The sequence below is a fragment of the Candidatus Methylomirabilota bacterium genome (assembly GCA_035709005.1).
In the GTDB taxonomy this organism is placed as follows: Bacteria; Methylomirabilota; Methylomirabilia; order Rokubacteriales; family CSP1-6; genus 40CM-4-69-5.
The window spans coordinates 151,744-171,815 of the sequence record DASTFB010000071.1; the positions used below are offsets into that span (position 1 = coordinate 151,744).

The window sequence follows — 20,072 nt, forward strand, 5'->3', positions numbered from 1 at the left end:
GCGATGGCGGGGCCGGCCGGTCTGCCGCTGGGCCACATTGCCGCCAGGCTGGGCGCCACGCTCGAGGGCGACCCGGCCCGCGTCGTCCACGGGGTGGCGCCGCTCGACATGGCGGGCCCCGGCGACATCTCCTTCCTCATCGACGCCCGGTATCGCGCGGCGGCCCTCAGCTCCCGGGCCGGCGCCTTTCTGGCGCCGCCGGGCGTGACCGGGCTGCCGGCGCCCACGCTGGTGACGGCGGCACCCCGGCTCGCCCTCGTCGACCTCATCGCCCTGTTCCACCCGCCGGCGGTCGTGAGCCCCGGGATCCATCCCTCGGCCATCGTGGCGCCCGATGCCCGTGTCGCGGCCAGCGCCTGCATCGGCGCCCTCACCGTCGTGGAAACGGGCGCGGTGATCGGCGCGGGAACCCGTCTCTATCCACTCGTCTACGTGGGCGCCGGCGCCCGGATCGGCGACGAGTGCGTCCTGTACCCGCACGTGGTGGTACGTGAGGGCGTGCGGCTGGGCCGGCGCGTCATCCTCCACGCCGGTGCCGTCATCGGCGCCGACGGCTTCGGCTACGTGTTCGACGGCAGCCGTCACCGCAAAATCCCGCAGCTGGGAGGTGTCAGCATCGAGGACGACGTCGAGGTCGGCGCCAACACCACGGTGGACCGCGGGGGCTTCGGCGACACGGTCATCGGCCAGGGCACGAAAGTCGATAATCTGGTGCAGATCGGCCACAACGTGGAGGTTGGCGAGCACTCGGTGCTGGTCGCTCAGGTAGGCGTCGCCGGCTCGTGCCGGATCGGCCGCGGCGTGATGCTCGCCGGGCAGGTCGGGATCGCCGACCATGTGACCGTGGGTGACGGTGCCGTCGTGGCCGCTCAGTCCGGCGTCCATGCCGACATCCAGCCCGGGGAGAAAGTTCTGGGCAGCCCGGCGCGGCCGCTCACTCACAGCAAGCGTATCCTGCTGGCGGAGGGCCAGCTCCCCGAGATGGCCCGGCGCCTGCGCCGGCTCGAGCGGCGAGTCGAGGCTCTGGCCGCTCGCGTGGGCGACGTCAGCGCCTCGGACGAGGAGGCCAGTGCCGATGCCTGAGGCCATTCACCCCAGTACAGTGGTGGATCCCCGCGCCGTGATCGGCCGCGACGTTCGCATCGGCGCCTACTCCATCGTCGGGCCCGAGGTCACCCTGGGGGACGGCGTCGAGGTGGGCCATCATGTCATCCTGGAGGGACAGATCGACGTGGGGCCCGGGGTCCAGATCGGTCACGGCTCGGCCCTGGGAGGGCGGCCTCAGGATCTCAAGTTCAAGGAAGGCACTCCTTCGGGGATCCGGATCGGCGCGGAAACGGTCATCCGGGAGTACGTGGTCATTCACCGCGCTACCCGCCCGGAAAGCGTTACCGAGATCGGCCCCAGGTGTCTCATCATGTCGATGAGCCACGTCGCCCACGATTGCCGATTGGGCCAGGGGGTCATCGTGATCAACTATGCCGGCATCACCGGGCACTGCGACATCGGCGACTACGTCACCGTCGGCGGCCAGACCGGAATAGCTCCGTTCGTGCGGGTTGGTCCCTACGCCTACCTCGGGGGAGGCAGCAAGGTCATCGCCGATGTGCCGCCCTTCATGATGGCCGACGGCGTGCCGGCCACGGTGCGTGCCGTCAACGTGGTCGGCCTCCGGCGCGCCGGCATCCCCCCGGCGGACCGCCGCGCCGTGCAGGAAGCCCACCGCGTCCTCTACCGCAGCGGCCTGACTCCCGCCCATGCCCTCGAACGGCTGCGGCGCGAGCTGCCTCCGCATCCGATGGTCGACGCCATCGCCCGGTTCGTCGCCACCGCTTCGCGACGAGGCATGTGCGGGCCGCCCGGCGGCTGGGGCCACGCCCACGGCAACGCGGAGGAGCTCGAGGCCGGCGCCGACCACGAGAGCGTGCTGTGACATCGCCCCACAGCCGGATCCGGGCTGCCGTGGTGGGTGTCGGCCACATGGGGCAATACCATGCACGCGTTTACGCCGAGCTGTGGGATGTCGACTTCGTGGGCGTCGTCGACATCGATGCTGACCGCGCCGCCGAGGTGGCCCAGCACTACGACACCCGCAGCTTCAGCGACCACCGTGACCTCATCGGCAAGGTAGACGTCGTCTCGGTGGCCGTGCCCACCGAACAGCACTTCCACGTTGCCCGCGACCTGTTGGCGACCGGCATCGGCGTCCTCATCGAGAAGCCCATGACGCCTAGCCTGGAGGAGGCGCGAGAGCTGTTCGCCATCGCCCGCCGCTCGGGGGCGGCCCTGCAGGTCGGTCACGTGGAGCGCTTCAACGGAGCGGTCCAGGAGCTCCGCAAGATCGTGGAGCGGCCGATCCTCATCGAATCGCGCCGCCTGGGGCCCTTCGCCCCTCGCGTCCAGAAGGACACGGTGGTCATGGACCTCATGATCCACGACATCGACATCGTCCTGGCGCTGGTGCCGTCGGCGCCGCGGCGGCTCGCCGCCTTCGGGGCCAGTGTCCATTCGGACGTGACCGACGTGGCCAACGTCCAGATCTGGTTCGAGTCGGGGACGATCGCCACCATCACGGCCAGCCGGGCCACCGAAGAGAAGATCCGCACGCTGGCGATCACCCAACCCGACGCCTACATCGTCCTGGACTATCTCGTGCAGGACATCGAGATCCACCGCCGCGCCGCCCAGGAGGCTCGCTCCAACCGGGACGCCATCCGCTACCGGCAGGCCTCCTTCGTGGAGCACCTGTTCGTCCACAAGGACAATCCGCTCAAGCTGGAGATCGCCAACCTCATCCGCACGGTGCTGCGCCTGCGCAGCGGCGAGGTGATCGAGCCGGCCGAGCTCGACGACCTTCGCTCGCTCGCCATGGCGCTCGAGATCGAGCAGATGATCCGCGACGGGCGCCGGGAGACCGCCCTGCCGCCCGACTGGCCGTGGAGCGGACGCTCGGTCTGATGGCGGGCGCCGGCGTCCTGCCGGCCCTCATCGCCGAGCGGGCGCAGCGCCAGGGCTGGCAGATCGTGGGCTTCGCCTTTTCCGGCGCTGCCGAGCTGGGGAGCGCCGTCGCCCGCGTCATCCCCAGCCGCCTCACCGAGGCCGCCGCCGTGCTGGCCGCGCTGAGCGCCGAGCGGGTCACGGCTGCCGTGCTGTGCGGCCGCTTCTCCATGGGCGAGGTGCTCCGGGCCGAGCCCGGCGATCACATGGCCCACGACCTCGCCGCGCGGGCCGGCGGCCGGGTGGACGTGAAACTGGTGGAGGCCGTGATCGCTACGCTGGCCTCCGTCGGCGTCGAGGTGCTCGATCAACGGGAGTTCCTCGGCGATCTGCTTCTGGCTGGCGGCTGCTGGTCCCGCCGCTCACCCACCGAACCGGAGTGGAGTGAGATTCGCCGCGGCCTGGCCGTGGCCCGTCAGATGGCCGATCAGCGGATCGGCCAGACGGTCGTCCTGCGCCGCGGGGCGGTGACCGCGGTGGAGGCCGTCGAGGGCACGACGGAAGCCGTCCGACGGGGCACCGCCCTGGCCGGGCCCGGGGCTATCGTGGTGAAGGCGGTGGCCGGCGATCACGACTACCGCATCGACACGCCGGCGATCGGTCACGAGACCATCGCGGCGGCGGTGGCGGGGGGCGCCAGCGCGCTGGCCGTCGAGGCCGGACGCGTGCTCCTGCTGGATCGCGCTGCCGTTCTCGGCGCGGTCGACGAGGCCGGGATGGCCCTGGTGAGCGTGGATGGCGCGGCCTGAGCGGCGGCCACCGCCGCCGCGGATCATGCTGGCCGCGGGGGAGGTGTCGGGCGACATTCACGGTGCGGCGCTGTGTCGCGCCCTGCGCGCCGACGCGCCCGGCGCGCGTCTGTTCGGGATGGGAGGCGGACGGATGGCGGCGGCGGGACTCGACGTGATGGCCGACATCCAGGACACCGCCGTCGTGGGGTTCAGCGAGGTCGTGCGCCGCCTGCCCCTGTTGCGCCGCACGTACGGACACCTCGTAGCGGCCCTGGCCAGCGAGCAGCCTGACGTGCTGGTGCTCATCGACTATCCGGGCTTCAACCTGCGCCTGGCCCGCGCGGCGCGCGAGCGGGGCGTTCCCGTGGTCTATTTCATCCCGCCCCAGGTCTGGGCCTGGCGTCCGGGCCGGCTACAGACGATCCGGCAGCGAGTCTCCCTTGTGCTCGCGGTGTTCCCGTTCGAGCGTGCCCTCTACGCCAGCGCCGGCGTGCCCGTTCAGTTTGTGGGCCATCCCGTCCTGGACACCCTGCCGGCGGCGCCGACTCGCGTGGCGGCGCGGCGCCAGCTCGGTCTGCACGAGGCCAGCGTGGTGATCGGCCTCTTACCCGGCAGCCGTTCCCAGGAGATCGAGCGTCTGTTGCCGCTGATGGCCGACGCGGCCCGCCGCATCGTGGCCGTCCGGCCGGAGGTCCGCTTCGTGCTCGCGCTCGCCCCTTCGGTGTCCCGGACCCTCGTCGATCGATACCTCGCCGGCGGGCCGCCGGTGGGCGTGGTGGAGAACCAGACGTACGCCGTCATGCGCTCCAGCGACCTGCTGCTGGCGACGTCGGGGACCGCCACCCTGGAGGCTGCGCTGCTGGGAACGCCGATGGTGGTCTGCTACCGTCTCTCGGCGGTGAGCGAGCGCATCGCCTCCGTGCTCGTGCGGGTGCCCTGGGTGAGCCTCGTCAACCTGGTGCTCGGGCGCCAGGTAGTGCCCGAGCTCTGCCGCCGGCGCGACGCCACGGGGAAACGACTGGCCGGGGAAGCCGTGCGGCTGCTGGAGACGCCCGGCGCCCTGCAGGCCCAGCGTCAGGCGTTCTACGAGCTCGAGGCCGAGCTTGGCGCGGCCGGGGTCGGCGCTCGTGCGGCCCGGCTCGTCCTGGATGTCGCCGCCAACGGACTGCAGGTTCGAGCGTCCTGATGTACCGTTTCTATACCGCGATCCTGACCACGTTGCTCGCCGGCTACCTGCCTGCCCTGCTGTGGCGCCGTGTCGCCCGAGGCGTACCTCTGCGCCTGCGGGCCCGACTCGGCTACGATGCCGTGCCGACCGGCAACGGCCCCGTCGCCTGGGTGCACGCGGTGTCGGTGGGTGAGGCCATCGCCGCCGCCCCGCTCGTGGAGGGGCTGCGCCGCGCCTACCCGGAGCTTCCGGTCGTGGTCACGACCGTCACCGAGACGGGTGCCCGCGTCGTTCGCGAACGATTCGCCGACGCCGCCGTCCATCGCTTCTTTCCTCTCGACCTGCCGGGGGCCGCCCGGCGCGTGATCGGCGCCATCAACCCGGCCTTCCTGGTGTGCATGGAAACCGAGCTGTGGCCCAACACGCTCAGGATCCTGGCCCAGCGCGGTGTGCCCGTCATGGTGGCCAACGGCCGCCTGTCCGATCGGTCGTTCCACCGCTACGCGCTGGTGCGCCGCTTGCTTCGCACGGTCCTCGATGACGTCCGCGTCTTCGCCATGCAATCGCAGGAGGATGCCCGCCGGATCATCGCGCTCGGCGCGTCAGCCGAGCGGGTATTCGTCACCGGCAACCTGAAGAACGAGGCGATGCCCGATCCGGCCGGCTCGGTCGAGCTCTGGTCCCGCATGCTGGGCCTGGGGCCGGGGCAGCGGGTGTGGATCGCCGGCAGCACACACCGGGGCGAGGAAGAGGCGGTGCTCGCCGCCCATGCGCGGGCTCGTGAGAGCTGCCCGGATCTCGTCCTGGTGGTCGCCCCGCGCCACCCCGAGCGCGTGCCCGAGGTGCTCGGGCTCGTCGCCGCCCGCGGGTGGCCGGCCGTCCGCCGCAGCGAGCTGCCCCGCCAGCGCCCCGGGGATGCCGTCATCGTCGTCGACACGGTCGGGGAGCTGGCCCCGATCTACGCGGTCGCCGACGTCGTTTTCCTTGGAGGCAGCCTGGTGCCCGTCGGCGGCCACAACATGCTCGAGGCCGCGCTGCGGCGAAAGCCGGTGCTGTTCGGCCCTCACACGACCAATTTCAGGGACGCCGCGGCGACGCTGACCCGGGAGGGTGGCGGTCTCGTCGTCGCCGACGCCGAGGCCCTCGCCGACGAGCTGATTCGGCTGCTGAAGGACGACGACCTGCGCGCGCGCCTGGGGACCCGGGCCTACGAGGCGGTGGCCTCCCGCCAGGGCGCCGTGCAGGCGACCCTCGACCTGGTGGCGCAGTTCCTCCGGCCCCGAGAGACGCCGTGACCCGCTCCAGCGCCAGCGTGCGGCTCGCCCGGCGTTGGGACGAGGGGTTCTCTCCCGGCCCGGCCCTGGTGCTGGGCGCGCTAGCCGGCGGGTACCGCGGCCTGCTCGGGGCGCGCCAGTGGCTCTACGACCGGGGCGTCTTGCGCTCGCGCGCGCTGCCGTGCGCTGTGGTCTCGGTCGGCAACCTCACGGTCGGCGGCACCGGCAAGACGCCGGCGGTGGAGCTGGCCGTGAGGACGCTGGTCGACCTCGGGCATCGCCCGGCCGTGGTAAGTCGGGGCTACCGCCGGCAGAGCCGGGGAGTGCAGGTCGTCGCGGACACGGCGTCGATCCGGCTCGATCCCGAGGATGCCGGCGACGAGCCGTTCCTGCTGGCCCGGCGGCTGCCGCGGGTGCCGGTCATCGTCGGAGCCAACCGCTATGAAGCCGCCCGCCTGGCCGTGCAGCGGTTCCGTGCGACGGCGGTCGTTCTCGACGACGGGTTCCAGCACCGGACGCTCGCCAAAGATCTCGAAGTCGTGATGACTCGGGCCCGCAATCCCTGGGGTAACGGGCAGCTGCTCCCCGGCGGCCCTCTGCGCGAGCCGCTCGCCGCGCTCGCGCGCGCGCACCTGATCGTGGCTACCGAGGCACGCAGCGCCGTCGATCTGGAGGAAGTCCAGGCGGCCGCCCGCCGCTGGGCACCCGGTGTGCCGGTGCTCAGCGCCCGCTACGCGCCGGTGGAATGCTGGGAAGCCGAGCGGATGCAAACGCGCCCGCTGACCAGTCTGAACGGTGCCCGCCTCCTGGCCTTCGCCGGCATCGCCTCTCCGCGCGGCTTCGGCACGACCCTGAACGAGCTGGGCGTCGCCGTGCTGGATCAGGTGTCGTTTCCGGATCACCACTGGTACACCCTCGAGGACCTTCGCGAGCTCAACGTGCGCGCTCGGCAGCTCGGCGCCGAGGCGCTCATCACCACCGAGAAGGATTGGGTGCGGCTGCGCCGGCTGTCACGGCCGGAACGGGCACTCTACATCCTGAGCGTGCAGCTGGAGCTCCTCGCGGGCGACGATCTGTGGCGGGCCGCCTTCGCCCGCACATGCGCCCGGACGTGATTGTTCGCCTGCCCAACTGGCTCGGCGACACGGTTATGGCGGTCCCGGCCCTTCGCTCCCTCCGCGCCGGCCTGCCGGATGCTCGCATCGCGCTGGCCGGGCCATGGGCGCCGCTGCTGGCCGGGCAAGGTCTGGGCGACGTGCTGGTGACCTATCCGCGCTCGCTCTCGGGCCGCATGAAAGCCGCCGACACCGTGCGCGCGCTCGGGGCCGAGGTGGCGCTGCTGATGCCGAACTCGCTGGAATCCGTGCTGTCGGCCTGGTACTGGGGCGCTCGCCGACGGATCGGGTTCGTCCGGGGTGGACGGACGTGGCTGCTGACCGACCCGCTCACCCTGCCTTCCCCCCGACGCCATCAGGTCGAGGAATATCTGCTCCTGCTCGAGCCGCTTCGCCTTCAACCCGTGACGCGCGTGCCGATGCTCACACCTCCTCCGGAAGGCTCCGAGATACGGCAGACGGCCAGGGCGTTACTCAGCAGCGTCGCGGATCGCGCTCGCGGTCCGCGGATCGGTGTCCACCTCGGGGCGGAGTTCGGGCCATCGAAGCTTTGGCCGATCGAGCGACTCATCCAGTTCTGTCGCATCTTGCTGGCCCGCGGCGCCCGTCCCGTGTTGCTGGGCACGGCGGCGGACGTGCCGACGGCGGAAAGCGTGTGCGAGGTGATCGAGGTGCCGAACCTGGCCGGTCGGGATACTCCAGCCCTGCTTCCCGCCGTTCTGGTCGAGCTCGACGGCCTCGTGTGCGGCGACACCGGGGTCGGGCACCTGGCCGCCGCGCTCGGCACGCCTGTCGTGAGTCTCTTCGGGCCCACCGATCCGGAACTGACGTCACCCCGCGGCCCGGTCGTCGTGGTCAACCGTCCAACGCCCTGCGCCCCGTGCTTCTACCGCGCCTGTCCGATCGAGCATCCCTGCTTGCGAGGCATCACCGCGGACGAAGTGGAGGCACGGCTCAGGCCCTTGCTCCCGCGATGGGCCTGACCGTTCTGCACCTGGTCGCCAACCGCTGGTGGACCGGCAGCGCCGATCCGGTGATCCGCCTTAGCTCGAGCCTGCGGCAGCGCGGCCATCGGGTGCTGCTGGGGGTGATCCCCGGCGATCGCTTCGAGGCCAAGGCCCGCGAGGCCGGCCTCGATCCGCTCCCAGGCCTGCATCTCGAGTCACGAGGACTCCCCACGCGGACGCTCGGTGACGTTCGCCGTTTGCGGGCGATCGCCCGTGCCGAGGGCGTGGACATCATCCACAGCCATCACTCGCATGACCACTGGCTGGGATTGCTCATCCGCACGGCACGGGGCTCGGGACGCCCGATCCCGGTGGTCCGCACGTTTCACAACTTTCGCTCGGTCAAGCGGGATCGCGTCTCGGCGATGCTCTACCGGCGCACGGCCGCCGTCTTCGCCGTCTCGCGCCAGATCGAGGCGCGCTGCCAGGAGATGGGCATCCCGGCCGAGCGGACGCACTGGGTTCCCGGCATCGCCGACCTGCCGCGCTTCCAGGAGCCGCTGGATCCGGCGCCGGTGCGGGAGGAGTTCAAGCTCGGGCGAGCTCCCGTCATCGTCTCGGTGTCCCGGCTGGCTCCCAACCGCGGTCACGAGCTGCTCCTGGCCGCTTTCCAGGCGCTGCTGCGGACCCTGCCCGAGGCGCGGCTGCTCCTCGTTGGCAAGGGCGAGGCTCGGGCCCGCCTGGAGCATCACGTCGCGAGCATGAAGCTGACCGGGCACGTCATCTTCACCGGCTACCGCGATCGCGATCTTCCCGCCGTCGTCGCCGCCGCCGACTGCTTCGCCCTCATGGCCGCTGGCTCGGACGACTCTTGCCGGGCCGTCCTGGAGGCGATGGCCGCGGGCCGCCCGGTGGTGGCCCGTCGCGTCGGGGCGCTACCCGAGACGGTCGTCGACGGTGAGACGGGGCTACTGGTCGATGACGACCGTCCCGAAAGCGTTGCCGCCGCCCTGGCGGCGATCCTCACCGACCCCGGCCTCGCGCGAGCGATGGGCCAGGCGGGCCAACGCCGAGCGGCAATGGAGTTCAGTCCCGAGCGTTCCGTGGTCATCGTCGAAGCGGTGTACCAGACGCTGGTGTAGGGCGGTGCGCATCCTGCACCTGATGTCCTGCCGCGGGTGGTCGTCGGACGCCTACTGGGCCGCCCGCATGAGCCGCGAGCTGAGCCGCCGGGGCCACACCGTCACCCTGGGCTGCCGGGCCGGCACCGAGGCCAGGGTCATCGGGCCGGCCCGGGCTGAAGGCGTCGAGGACATCATCACGCTCGCCATGCCTGGTGGAGTGCGTCCCGCCGCCGACGCGGCCGATCTCCGGCAGCTCCGCGGCTGGCTGACTCGGGTGGACGTCGTACACGTGCATCGCAGCAAGGAGCACTGGCTGGCGGCGATGGCCAATCGGCTGAGCGAGGCTCCGCGGCCCATCGTCCGGACCCGGCACATCGTCCAGGCAGTGAGGGCGCACGCCGTGAACCGCTGGCTGTATCGTCGGGCCACAGCGCTCGTCGTCACCGTGACCGAGGCGATCCGCCGGCAGTATCTGGCCAGCGAGCTGCTCCCGCCGGACCGGGTGGTCGCCCTGCCGGGCGGCGCCGACGTCGAGCGTTTCCGGCCGCGCTCGGCCGATCCCGCCGTGCGTCGCCGCCTCGGCGCCGCCGACGGCGAGCTGCTGGTGGGGATGATCGGGGGCTTGCGAGGGATGAAGGGGCATCGCGTCGTCATAGAGGCGGCCGGACGGCTCGCCGGCGAGGGCCTGCACTTCGCGTTCGTGGGGCGGGGGAGCGCGGAGCCCGCGATCCGGGAGATGGTCCGGCGTTCGGGGCTCGCGCATCGCTTCACCTTCGCCGGCTTCGCCGACGACCTTGCTGGCGTGTTGGCCGCCGTCGACGTGGCCCTGTACGTGCCGGTGGAGTCGGAGGGGATGTCGCGCGTCGTATGGGAGTATCTCGCGGCCGGCCGCCCGCTCGTCGCCTCGCGGGTCGGCGTGGTCAGCGAAGCGCTCACCGATGGCGAGGACGCGATACTCATCCACGCCGGGGACGCCGATGCGCTGGCCAGCGCGCTCCGCCGCCTGAGCCATGACCCGGCGCTTCGGGCGCGAGTGGCCGAGGCCGGGCGCCGGCTGGTGGTCAGCCGCTACTCGGGGGCCTGCGTCGCCGCCGCGCTGGAGGAGCGGTACCGGCAGCTCGCATCGTGAAGATCACGGTCCTTACGTTCGACCTCTCGGATAACGCCACCGGCCGGGCCGACCTGTTGGCCCGCCTGCTGGCGTCGCGCTATCAGGTCACGGTGGTCGGGCCACAGTTCGGACCACGGGTGTGGAGCCCGGTGACGGGCGGCGCGATCGACTACGTGGCGGTGCCCGCGCGTCGGTATCCTGGCTTCCTCGCCGACGTCGGCGCCCTTTGCGATCGGATCGACGGCGATGTCCTCTACGCCTCCAAGCCGCGGCCCACCAGCTACGGCGTGGCATTGCTGGCCCGACGACGGCGGCGGCGGCCGTTGCTGCTGGACATCGACGACTGGGAGCTCGGCTTCTACTACCGTTCGGGCGTCTGGGGTCGGCTCGGCCGCGCGCTCAACCTGGCCAACCCCAATGGCCTGGCCTGGACCTGGCTCTGCGAGCGGCTCATCCCGGCCGCCGACGCGGTCACCGTCGCCTCCCGGTTCCTGGAGCGGCGCTTCGGGGGGATCCTGCTTCCCCACGTGCGTGACACCGATGCCTGGACTCCCGAGCGCTACGATGCCGCTACCGTCCGTGCGGCCCTGGGCATCGGGCGATCGCCGCTGGTCATGTTCCTGGGCACGCCGCGCGGCTACAAGGGGGTGGACGATCTGGTGGAGGCCGTGGCGCGCCTGGGCGGCGACGCCGCGCTGGCGATCGTCGGCGCCAGGCCGGACAGCGAAGCGGCGCGCCGGTGGGCGGCCCGGCCGTTCGTGAAGGTCGTCGGCGAAATCCCCTTCGACGACGTCCCACGTTACCTGGCGGCGGCCACTGTCGTGGCCGTGCCGCAGCGCGCGACCTCCGACACCGTGGGACAGGTTCCGGCGAAGCTCTTCGACGCGATGGCGCTGGGACGTCCCATCGTCGCCACGGCCGTGTCGATGATCCCGGAGATCCTGGACGGCTGCGGCCTGGTCGTCCCGCCGGGCGATATCGGCCAGCTGGCCGACGCCATCCGCCGTCTCGTCGGCGACCCGGACACCGCGGCCGCGCTCGGCCGGCGAGCGCGGGCCCGGTGTGTCGCCGAATACAGCTTCAGGGCCGCGCGCGCCCGCCTCTTCCCGCTGATCGATCGGCTCGCCAGCGGCCGTGTGCTGGACAGGGCCGCTCGTGCGTAGACGCCGCCGCCACCTCGCGCTCGGGTCAGCCCACCCCCGGCCCGAGCCGGGCACACCGTCGACCACAGCCAATCGGGGAAGCGCACGCCGCCACCTCGTGCCGAGAGCAGCCCACCTGCAGTGCGAGCCGAGCTCGCGGTCGACTACATCAAATCGGGGAGGCGCACGCCGCCACGTCGTGCCGAGGCCAGCCCACCCCCGGCCCGAGCCGGGCACACGGCTTTCGGTACAATGAAGCTCCTGATCGTCGCGCGTCCGTTCGTGTTCCACGGCGGCGTGGAGCGGGCGACGGCCGGTCTGATCCGGGCGCTGGTCGAGCACGGCTACGAGGTTCACCTGGCCAGCCCTCCGGGGCAGAAACCGGTCGACGGCGTCGTCCTGCACCGCCTGCCGGTGCCGCCCCTGACCGCGACCGCCCGGGCGTTGACGCTGGCCCTGGCAACGCGCCTCATCGCGGCGCGAGGTTGGGACGTCGTGCAGAGTCACGAGCGGACGCTCGGTCAGGACATCTACCGCGCCGGTGAAGGCTGCCATCGCGGCTATCTCTTGACGCGAGGCCGAGCGCCGGGGCGGCGACTCTATCATCGGGTGGTCCTCGCGCTGGAAGGCCGCGTCTTCGCGCGGACGCCACGCATCGTGGCGATCTCCTGTGCCGGCAAGCGCGAGATCGAAACCCTGTATGGCGTGAGCCCGGACCGGGTCACCGTCATCTACAACGGCGTCGATCTCGAGCGTTTTCACCCGAACAATCGCCGCACCCTGCGCGCGGCCGCACGCCGGGAAGCCGCTCTCGACGCGGAGGCCTGGACGGCGCTCTTCGTCGGCAGCGGCTTCGAACGCAAGGGGCTGGCGACCGCGATCGAGGCGCTGGCGCTCCTGGACGATCGGCAGAGCCGCCTCATCGTCGTCGGCAAGGGCGATACCCGCCCTTACGAAGCGCTGGCCAGTCGTCACGATGTCACCGGGCAGGTGATCTGGCTCGGCCCCCGCGCCGACATCGAGCGGTGGTACGCGGCCGCCGACGTCGCGGTCCTGCCCAGCCGGTACGAGCCCTTCGGCAACGTGCACCTGGAGGCGCTGGCCTCCGGCCTGCCCGTCGTGGCCAGCGTGACGGCCGGCGGCAGCGAGCTGATTCGCCCCGGTCTCAACGGGGCCGTCGTCGATGCGCGGGATCCTGGCGCCATCGCCGCCGCGCTGGCCGAGTTGCGCCAGCGCGCCATCGCCGGCGGCGCAGAGACCTGCGCGGCCGCCCGGGCATCCGCCGAGCCCTACACCTACGTCGCGCAGGTCGCGGCGTTCGGACGGCTGTACGCCGAATGCGCGGCCGGAAAGGCCAAATTGTATTGAGAATCGAGGGGTAAGGCCGTAGACTGACGCCAGTTGTGTCACGGCCCGCTGCCTTCATCGACCGCGACGGCACACTGACGGAAGAGGTGGGGTACGTCAACCACCCCGGGCGGTTACGACTGCTGCCCCGCACGGCCGAGGCGATCCGACGTCTGAATGCGGCGGGCGTCGCCGCCGTCGTGGTCACCAACCAGGCGGGCATCGCCCGCGGCTACTTCTCCGAGGACGTGCTGCAGGCCACCAACGCCGAGCTCCTGAAGCAGCTCAAGCGCGCCGGGGCCTCTCTCGACGGTCTCTACGTCTGCCCCCACCACCCCACGGAAGGACAGCCGCCGTTCCGCGGGCACTGCGAGTGCCGCAAGCCCAAGCCGGGGCTCGTCCTGCGCGCGGCGAGCGAGCTGGGGCTCGACCTCGCGGCCTCCACGGTCATCGGCGATCGGCCGTCCGACCTGACGATGGCCCACGCCGTCGGGGCCCGCGGCGTGCTGGTGCTCACCGGGTACGGTCGGGGCGAGTGGGAGTACCGCCGCGCGACTTTCCCGGTCACGCCCGACCACGTCGCCGGTGATCTCCTGGACGCCGTGGAGTGGATGTTGCGGCAGCGGAGCGAGTGATGGCCGAACCCGCGCGCCTGCGCGCCCTCGTCGACCGCTTCAGCGAGCTGACCGTCGTCGTCGTCGGCGACCTCATCGAAGATGAGTACCTGATCGGCAAGCCGGGGCGGATCTCGAGGGAAGCCCCGGTGATCATCCTGAAGTTCACCGAGCGCGATGTCCGCCTGGGGGGCGCCGCCAATGCGGCGAACAACATCCGGGCCCTGGGCGCCCGCGTGGTGCCGGTCGGCGTGATCGGCCGGGACCGCGCCGGCGAGGAGCTCGTCGCGCTCTTCCACGCGGCGGGCGTGCCGACCGACGGGCTCGTCATCGAGGCGGGACGCCCCACCCCGGTGAAGACGCGGATCATGGCCGGCGGCTATCAGGCGACCCGTCAGCAAGTGGTCCGGTTGGATCGTGAGCCCACCGAGGAGCTGAACCCGACGACGGAGGACGACCTGCTCGGCCGGCTCACCTCGCTGGCCGGCCGCGCCGACGCCATCGTGCTCTCCGACTACGGCTATGGCACCTTGAGCCCGCGGCTGTACGAGCGCATCCGCGCGCTCGCCCGCCGCGGGAACATCATCACCACGGCCGACAGCCGGTACGACCTGCCGAGCTTCGCCGGGGTGACGGCGGCGACGCCCAACGAGGCCGAGCTGGCCGAGCTGACCGCTACGGCGGTGGACGACGAGCGCAGCCTGGAGAAGGCGGGCCGGCAGCTGCTGGAGCGGCTGGACGCCCGGATGCTGCTGGTGACGCGAGGCAGCCAGGGGCTCGCGCTACTCGAACGGGACGGCGCGACGACGTGCATCCCCATCTTCGGTAGCGACGAGATCGCCGACGTCACCGGGGCCGGGGACACGGTGATCAGCGCCTTCACCGTGGCCCTCGCCGCCGGCGGCTCGCCGGTGGAGGCGGCGACCCTGGCCAACATGGCCGGGGGCCTGGTCGTCATGAAGCGCGGTACGGCGACGGTGGCGCGCGCCGAGCTGGTGCAGGCGCTCGGCTCCGGCGCCGCGTGAGCCCTTGCTGACGGTCGACGAGGCCGCCGCGCTGGCCGACCGGCTGCGCGCCGCCGGCAAGCGGATCGTCCTCACCAACGGCTGCTTCGATCTGCTCCACGTGGGGCACGTTCGGTATCTGCGCGAAGCCCGGGCCCTCGGCGACGTGCTCTTCGTCGGGCTCAACTCCGACGCCGCTGTCCGGCGGCTCAAGGGGCCGGGGCGTCCGCTCCTGCCCAGCGCCGAGCGGGCCGAGATCTTGACCGCCCTGCGCGCCGTCGACCACGTGGTGCTCTTCGACGACGACACCGCCGACCGGCTGGTGACCCGCCTGCGCCCGCACGTGCACGCCAAAGGCACGGACTACACGCCGGAGTCCGTGCCCGAGGAGGCCAGCGTGCGGGCCGTCGGAGGACGTGTGGTCATCGCCGGCGATCCGAAGACTCACTCGACGCGCGACGTCATCGCGCTCATCCGCGAGCGCTTCGCCTGAGAGCCGCTTCCCGTGAACGTGGCCCTCGTCAAGCTTTCCTCGCTGGGCGACGTCGTGCACGCGCTGCCGGTGGCGGCGACGCTGCGCGCCCGTCTGCCCGACGCGCGGCTGACCTGGATCGCCGAGCGGCGGGAGGCCGAGGTCCTCGCCGGGCACCCCGCGCTGGACGAAGTCGTGACCGTCGACACGCGCGGCTGGCGACGGTCGCGCTCGCCCGCGGCCCTGGCCGGGACGGCCCGGGCCCTGCGGGCTCTGGCGCGGCGGCTGGCCCAGGCCCGCTTCGACGCGGCGCTGGATCTGCAGGGGCTGATCAAGAGCGGGATCCTGGTCGGGCTCACCCGCGCGCCACTGCGGATCGGCTTCGATGCCCGGAGCTGCCGCGAGCCCCTCGGCGCGCTGTTCACGAACCGGCGGGTGGAGCGGCCACGCGGCGTCCACGTGGTGGAGCAGTACCTGGCCCTGACCGGCCCGCTGGGGATCGCCGAGCCGGTCCGTGACTTCCGGCTTCCCTCTGACCCCGCCGCCGAGTCCAGTATCGACGAGCTCTTCGGAGCCACCGGCATGAAGCCCCGCGACCGCGTGGTAGTGGTCAACCCCGGGGCGGGTCGGCCAACCAAGCGGTGGCCGGTCGAACGCTTCCGCGCTCTCGCCGCGCACCTGGCCGGTCAGGCGGGTGCGCACGTGCTCGTGGTGTGGGGCCCGGGCGAGGAATCGCTGGCGTCGGCGATCGCGCGACCGCCGGCCGGCCGCGTCGTGCTGGGTCCGCCCACGAGTCTGGTCCAGCTGATCGCGGTTCTGCGGCGGGCGAGCCTGCTCGTGGCGGCGGACACCGGCCCGCTTCATCTGGCTGCCGCGCTGGGCACGCCGTGCCTGGGTCTCTACGGGCCGACCGACCCCACACGCAACGGCCCCTACGGCTCCGGCCACCGGACCCTGCGCGCACCGGACGGCCAGATGACGTCGATCGACGTGGCGCCCGTCTTTCAGGCCGCGTTGGAGCTGCTCGCCTGATGGATCGCGGTGGCTCGAGCGCCGGCCCCGAAACCGGTGTGGCACGCGGCGCGAGCGGGGAGGTTTGGAGGGGGCGGCCTCTGCCCCCTCCAACTTCTTGGTGGGGCCGGCGCGCCTCAAAGGCGCGCGCGTGAATCGCCCCCTCCGAATATCGGTCACCGTCATCACGCTCGACGAGGCCGAGCGCCTGCGCTCGTGTCTGGAGAGCGCGGCCTGGGCGGACGAGATCGTCGTGGTCGACGCCGAGTCCCGCGACAAGACCCCGCAGATCGCCCGGGAGTTCACCGAGCGGGTCATCATCCGGCCCTGGCCCGGGTTCGCCGCGCAGAAGAACTTCGCCCTCGACCAGGCCACCGGCGACTGGGTGCTGTCGCTCGACGCCGACGAGGAGGTCTCGTCCGAGCTCCGGGACGAGATCCAGCGGGTGCTGGCCCGGCCCTGCACGGTCGACGCGTACGCGATCCCTCGGAAGAACATCTTCTGGGGCCGGTGGGTCCGCCACGGTGGCCTCTATCCCGACTGGCAAGTCCGCCTGGTCCGCCGGGGCCGGGCCCGCTTCGTGCCCCGGGCCGTGCACGAGTCGGTGCAGGTGGACGGCCGGGTCGCCCGCTTGACAAGCCCCTTGCTGCACCGCAGCTATCGCGACGTGTCCGACTTCCTGGTCCGGGCCGATCGCTACTCCACCCTGGCCGCTGAGGACTGGCTGCGCAGCGGACGCCGGGTCCGTCCGATCGACCTCGTGCTCCGCCCGCTCGGACGGTTCGTCGGGATGTACATCCTCCGCCTCGGGGCGCTGGACGGGTGGAGAGGACTTCTGCTGGCGACGCTCTACGCGTACTATGTGGGCATGCGATCGGCCAAGGCACTGGAGCAGGCGAGGCGGTGACCATCAAGGAACGCGTGCTGTCGGGCATGCGTCCAACCGGCAAGCTCCACCTCGGCAATTATCTGGGGGCCCTCGACAACTGGGTCCGGCTTCAAGAGGATCACGAGGGCTTCTTCTTCGTGGCCAACTGGCACGCGCTGACGACCGACGCCGAGGACGTCCGCGACATTCCCGCCAACACCGTGGAGATGGTGGCCGACTGGCTGGGGGCGGGCCTGGATCCCGCGCGCTGCACGATGTTCGTGCAGTCGCTGGTTCCCGAGCACGCCGAGCTGCACCTGCTGTTCTCCATGATCACGCCACTGGGCTGGCTCGAGCGGGTGCCGACGTACAAGGAAATGGTGGAGCAGCTGGGGATCGAGTCCCCCTCCTACGGGTTGCTCGGCTATCCGCTGCTACAGGCCGCCGACATTCTCATGTACAAGCCGCGCTGGGTGCCGGTCGGGATCGACCAGGTGCCCCACGTCGAGCTCACCCGCGAGGTCGCCCGGCGGTTCAACCACACCTTCGGTGAAGTGTTCCCCGAGCCCCAGGCCAAGCTCACGGAGATTCCCAAGGTGCCCGGCACCGACGGGCGGAAGATGTCCAAGTCCTACGGCAACGCCATCTACCTGTCCGACCCCGCAGAGGTGGTCCGAGCCAAGATCCGGCCGATGGTGACGGACCCCGCCCGCAAGCGGCGCTCGGATCCCGGCAATCCCGACGTGTGCCCGGTCTTCGACCTGCACCGTATCTTCACGCCACCGACCGATCGCGAGTGGGCGGCCACCGGCTGCCGCACCGCCGGGATCGGCTGCCTGGACTGCAAGGCCAAGTTGCTCGAGCATCTGGAGCCGGCCCTGGCCCCCATCCGGGAGCGGCGACAGGCGTTCGCCGAGAAGCCCGGCATGATCGTGGACATCTTGCGCGACGGCTCGGCCCGGGCGCGTCGGGTGGCCCAGGCGACCATGGAGCAGGTGCACCAGGTGGTGACCATCACGCCATGAGAGGCGCGCCATGACCGAGGCGGCTCCCGCGACGCTCACGTTGCGGGTGGGACAGTTCGAAGGACCGCTCGATCTCCTGCTGCACCTGTGTCGCACCAACGAGATCGACCTGGCCAACCTGCCGGTGCGAACGATCACCGACCAGTATCTCGCCCACCTGGAAGCCATGGAGTTCCAGGACCTGGAAGCGGCCGGCGCCTTCCTGGTGATGGCGGCCACGCTCGTTTACTTGAAGTCGAAGCTGCTGGTGCCCGCGGACGAGACCGACGAGCAGCTCGACGACGAGGCCCTGGCCCTCCGCCAGGAGCTGGAAGCCCGGTTGCGCGAGTACTCCCGGATCAAGGCCCTGGGCGCCTGGCTGGGCGAGCGCGAGGCCGAGCAGGCGCTGATCTGGGGGCGTCCGGTGAGCGAGCTTCCCCCGGCCGACGAGGTGCCGCTGGAAGACCTCAGCGTCCACCTGATCGAACGCGCCTTCAAGCGGCTCGTCGAGGAGCAGGCGCGGCGCAAGCCGCGCGAGGTCCAGGCCGAGCCGATGTCGGTCCTGGACCGCATGGGCGAGATCCTGGCCGTGCTGCGGGACACCTGGTCGCTGCTGTTCTCTTCGCTGCTCGGCGCCCAGCGGCCGCCGACGGAAGTGGTGGTGACCCTGCTGGCCATCCTGGAGCTCGTGCGTCTCGGGAACATCCGCGTGCAACAGACCGAGCTGTTCGGCGACATCGTCATCGAACGACGGTCGGCCGATCCGCTGGCCCCGAGCGCCGGCTTGGCCGGCGCAATCCATACGGGGGAGGATCCGGAGGACAAGCTTGCCTACACCGATTGACGTCGTCGAGGCCCTGCTCTTCGCGTCGGACACGCCGCTGGAGGCCGAGCGGATCCGTGAGGTCCTCGATCTGGCCGACGCCGGCGAGGCCCGCGCCCTGGTCGAGGAGCTGCGCACGCGATATGCGGCGGCCGACCGGGCTCTCACGATCGTGGAGGTCGGCGGCGGGTACCGGATGGTGACGCGCCCGGAGATCGCGCCCTGGCTGGTGCGCCTGGCTCGCTCGCGCACGCGGGCGCGCCTCAGCCGTCCCGCGCTCGAGACCCTCGCCATCGTGGCCTATCGTCAGCCCGTGTCCCGACCTGAAGTCGACGCCATCCGCGGGGTGAACTCCGACGGCGTGCTCGACAACCTCCTCGAGCGCCGGCTCATCCGCATCGGCGGCCGCAAGGAAGCACCGGGCCGGCCCTTCCTCTACGAGACCACGCGGGAGTTCCTGGTGGCCTTCGGCCTCCGGGACCTCGGCGATCTGCCCAAGGTCGAGGGCGAGTTGCTGGTGCCCGAGTTGGCGGGAGTCGCCGGCGATGGCCAAGCTCAGGCTGAACAAGATCCTGGCCCAGGCGGGGCTGGCGTCCCGACGAGCAGCTGATCGCCTGATCGCCGAGGGGCGCGTCGCCGTCAACGGCGTCGCCGCCCGCGAGGTCGGCGCACTGGCCGACCCCGAGGTCGACGCGATCACCGTCGATGGCCGCCCCGTCCCCAGGGCGGAGGCCAAGCGCTACCTCCTGCTGAACAAGCCGCGGGGCTACGTGACGTCGCGGGCGGATCCGCAGGGACGTCCCGTCGTCACCGATCTCGTCCCGGGCTCCGCTCGCCTGTACCCGGTCGGCCGTCTCGACGTCGACGTCGAAGGCGCCTTGCTCTTGACCAACGATGGCGCGCTGACGCATCGCCTGTTACATCCCCGCTACGGCGTCCCCCGCGTCTACGAGGCCGACGTCGCCGGCGCGGTTGCCCGGGCCGAGCTCGATCGGTGGCGACGGGGCGTCCCGCTAGAGGATGGACCGGCCGTGCCTGCCACGGTGGTCTTGCTCCGGGGCGGGCCGGCCGGCAGCCGGCTGCGCCTGACCTTCACCGAGGGGCGGAAGCACGAGGTGAAACGCTATTGCCAGGCGCTCGGGCACCCGGTAGGGCGTCTGCGCCGCATCGCGTTCGGGCCGGTCGCGCTCGGTAACCTGGGCGTCGGTCACTGGCGTCCCCTCACACCGCGCGAGCTGACCGCCCTTCGCCGGGCGGTGGCCGACGCGCGGTGAGTTGGCCGCCGGGCCCGGGCGCTTGCGTGGCTCGGAGACGTTAGCC

General features: G+C 71.8%; 21 protein-coding genes. All 21 read left to right on the forward strand.

The window, feature by feature from the left end; all coding sequences use genetic code 11:
• The first annotated feature begins 3 nt into the window (after window positions 1–3).
• On the forward strand, window positions 4–1,083 hold the full coding sequence (lpxD, locus tag VFR64_11770; GenBank protein HET9490420.1) for a UDP-3-O-(3-hydroxymyristoyl)glucosamine N-acyltransferase: 1,080 nt from the start codon (window positions 4–6) through the stop codon (window positions 1,081–1,083).
• Entirely contained in the window at window positions 1,076–1,933 is an 858-nt protein-coding gene (gene lpxA / locus VFR64_11775) for an acyl-ACP--UDP-N-acetylglucosamine O-acyltransferase (GenBank protein ID HET9490421.1), read from the forward strand. Before lpxD ends, lpxA begins: the two co-directional genes overlap by 8 nt.
• A complete protein-coding gene (locus tag VFR64_11780) occupies window positions 1,930–2,958 on the forward strand; it encodes a Gfo/Idh/MocA family oxidoreductase (GenBank protein ID HET9490422.1) in 1,029 nt (342 codons plus the stop codon). The genes lpxA and VFR64_11780 overlap by 4 nt, the downstream gene beginning before the upstream one ends.
• Window positions 2,958–3,746 (forward strand): LpxI family protein, encoded by a 789-nt coding sequence (locus VFR64_11785; GenBank protein ID HET9490423.1) that lies wholly within the window; start codon window positions 2,958–2,960, stop codon window positions 3,744–3,746. The genes VFR64_11780 and VFR64_11785 overlap by 1 nt, the downstream gene beginning before the upstream one ends.
• Window positions 3,733–4,914 (forward strand): lipid-A-disaccharide synthase, encoded by a 1,182-nt coding sequence (gene lpxB, locus VFR64_11790; protein ID HET9490424.1) that lies wholly within the window; start codon window positions 3,733–3,735, stop codon window positions 4,912–4,914. The genes VFR64_11785 and lpxB overlap by 14 nt, the downstream gene beginning before the upstream one ends.
• Window positions 4,914–6,191 (forward strand): 3-deoxy-D-manno-octulosonic acid transferase, encoded by a 1,278-nt coding sequence (locus VFR64_11795; protein ID HET9490425.1) that lies wholly within the window; start codon window positions 4,914–4,916, stop codon window positions 6,189–6,191. The genes lpxB and VFR64_11795 overlap by 1 nt, the downstream gene beginning before the upstream one ends.
• Window positions 6,188–7,285 (forward strand): tetraacyldisaccharide 4'-kinase, encoded by a 1,098-nt coding sequence (gene lpxK / locus VFR64_11800; protein HET9490426.1) that lies wholly within the window; start codon window positions 6,188–6,190, stop codon window positions 7,283–7,285. The genes VFR64_11795 and lpxK overlap by 4 nt, the downstream gene beginning before the upstream one ends.
• Complete coding sequence (locus tag VFR64_11805; protein ID HET9490427.1) at window positions 7,282–8,268, forward strand: glycosyltransferase family 9 protein; 987 nt, start codon at window positions 7,282–7,284, stop codon at window positions 8,266–8,268. The genes lpxK and VFR64_11805 overlap by 4 nt, the downstream gene beginning before the upstream one ends.
• The gene (locus VFR64_11810; protein HET9490428.1) at window positions 8,259–9,374 is read left to right on the forward strand and encodes a glycosyltransferase family 4 protein; all 1,116 of its coding nucleotides are present in this window, start codon (window positions 8,259–8,261) and stop codon (window positions 9,372–9,374) included. Before VFR64_11805 ends, VFR64_11810 begins: the two co-directional genes overlap by 10 nt.
• Window positions 9,375–9,378: 4 nt before the next feature.
• Window positions 9,379–10,485: a glycosyltransferase family 4 protein gene (locus VFR64_11815; protein HET9490429.1), complete on the forward strand. Its 1,107-nt coding sequence runs from the start codon at window positions 9,379–9,381 to the stop codon at window positions 10,483–10,485.
• Entirely contained in the window at window positions 10,482–11,630 is a 1,149-nt protein-coding gene (locus VFR64_11820) for a glycosyltransferase (protein HET9490430.1), read from the forward strand. The genes VFR64_11815 and VFR64_11820 overlap by 4 nt, the downstream gene beginning before the upstream one ends.
• A gap of 231 nt (window positions 11,631–11,861) precedes the next feature.
• The gene (locus VFR64_11825) at window positions 11,862–12,977 is read left to right on the forward strand and encodes a glycosyltransferase family 4 protein (GenBank protein ID HET9490431.1); all 1,116 of its coding nucleotides are present in this window, start codon (window positions 11,862–11,864) and stop codon (window positions 12,975–12,977) included.
• Window positions 12,978–13,012: 35 nt separating this feature from the next.
• Complete coding sequence (locus VFR64_11830) at window positions 13,013–13,591, forward strand: HAD family hydrolase (GenBank protein ID HET9490432.1); 579 nt, start codon at window positions 13,013–13,015, stop codon at window positions 13,589–13,591.
• The gene (locus VFR64_11835; GenBank protein HET9490433.1) at window positions 13,591–14,595 is read left to right on the forward strand and encodes a bifunctional ADP-heptose synthase; all 1,005 of its coding nucleotides are present in this window, start codon (window positions 13,591–13,593) and stop codon (window positions 14,593–14,595) included. Before VFR64_11830 ends, VFR64_11835 begins: the two co-directional genes overlap by 1 nt.
• Before the next feature lie 4 nt (window positions 14,596–14,599).
• Complete coding sequence (locus VFR64_11840) at window positions 14,600–15,067, forward strand: adenylyltransferase/cytidyltransferase family protein (protein HET9490434.1); 468 nt, start codon at window positions 14,600–14,602, stop codon at window positions 15,065–15,067.
• Window positions 15,068–15,079: 12 nt separating this feature from the next.
• Entirely contained in the window at window positions 15,080–16,078 is a 999-nt protein-coding gene (gene waaC / locus VFR64_11845; GenBank protein ID HET9490435.1) for a lipopolysaccharide heptosyltransferase I, read from the forward strand.
• A 130-nt stretch (window positions 16,079–16,208) separates the two neighbouring features.
• Window positions 16,209–16,964, forward strand: a complete 756-nt coding sequence (locus VFR64_11850; GenBank protein ID HET9490436.1) for a glycosyltransferase family 2 protein — start codon at window positions 16,209–16,211, stop codon at window positions 16,962–16,964.
• Between the two features lie 2 nt (window positions 16,965–16,966).
• Window positions 16,967–17,950 (forward strand): tryptophan--tRNA ligase, encoded by a 984-nt coding sequence (trpS, locus tag VFR64_11855; GenBank protein HET9490437.1) that lies wholly within the window; start codon window positions 16,967–16,969, stop codon window positions 17,948–17,950.
• Window positions 17,951–17,960: 10 nt separating this feature from the next.
• Window positions 17,961–18,773 (forward strand): segregation/condensation protein A, encoded by an 813-nt coding sequence (locus tag VFR64_11860; protein ID HET9490438.1) that lies wholly within the window; start codon window positions 17,961–17,963, stop codon window positions 18,771–18,773.
• Entirely contained in the window at window positions 18,757–19,362 is a 606-nt protein-coding gene (gene scpB, locus VFR64_11865; protein HET9490439.1) for an SMC-Scp complex subunit ScpB, read from the forward strand. Before VFR64_11860 ends, scpB begins: the two co-directional genes overlap by 17 nt.
• On the forward strand, window positions 19,298–20,026 hold the full coding sequence (locus VFR64_11870; GenBank protein ID HET9490440.1) for a pseudouridine synthase: 729 nt from the start codon (window positions 19,298–19,300) through the stop codon (window positions 20,024–20,026). The genes scpB and VFR64_11870 overlap by 65 nt, the downstream gene beginning before the upstream one ends.
• Window positions 20,027–20,072 lie beyond the last annotated feature (46 nt).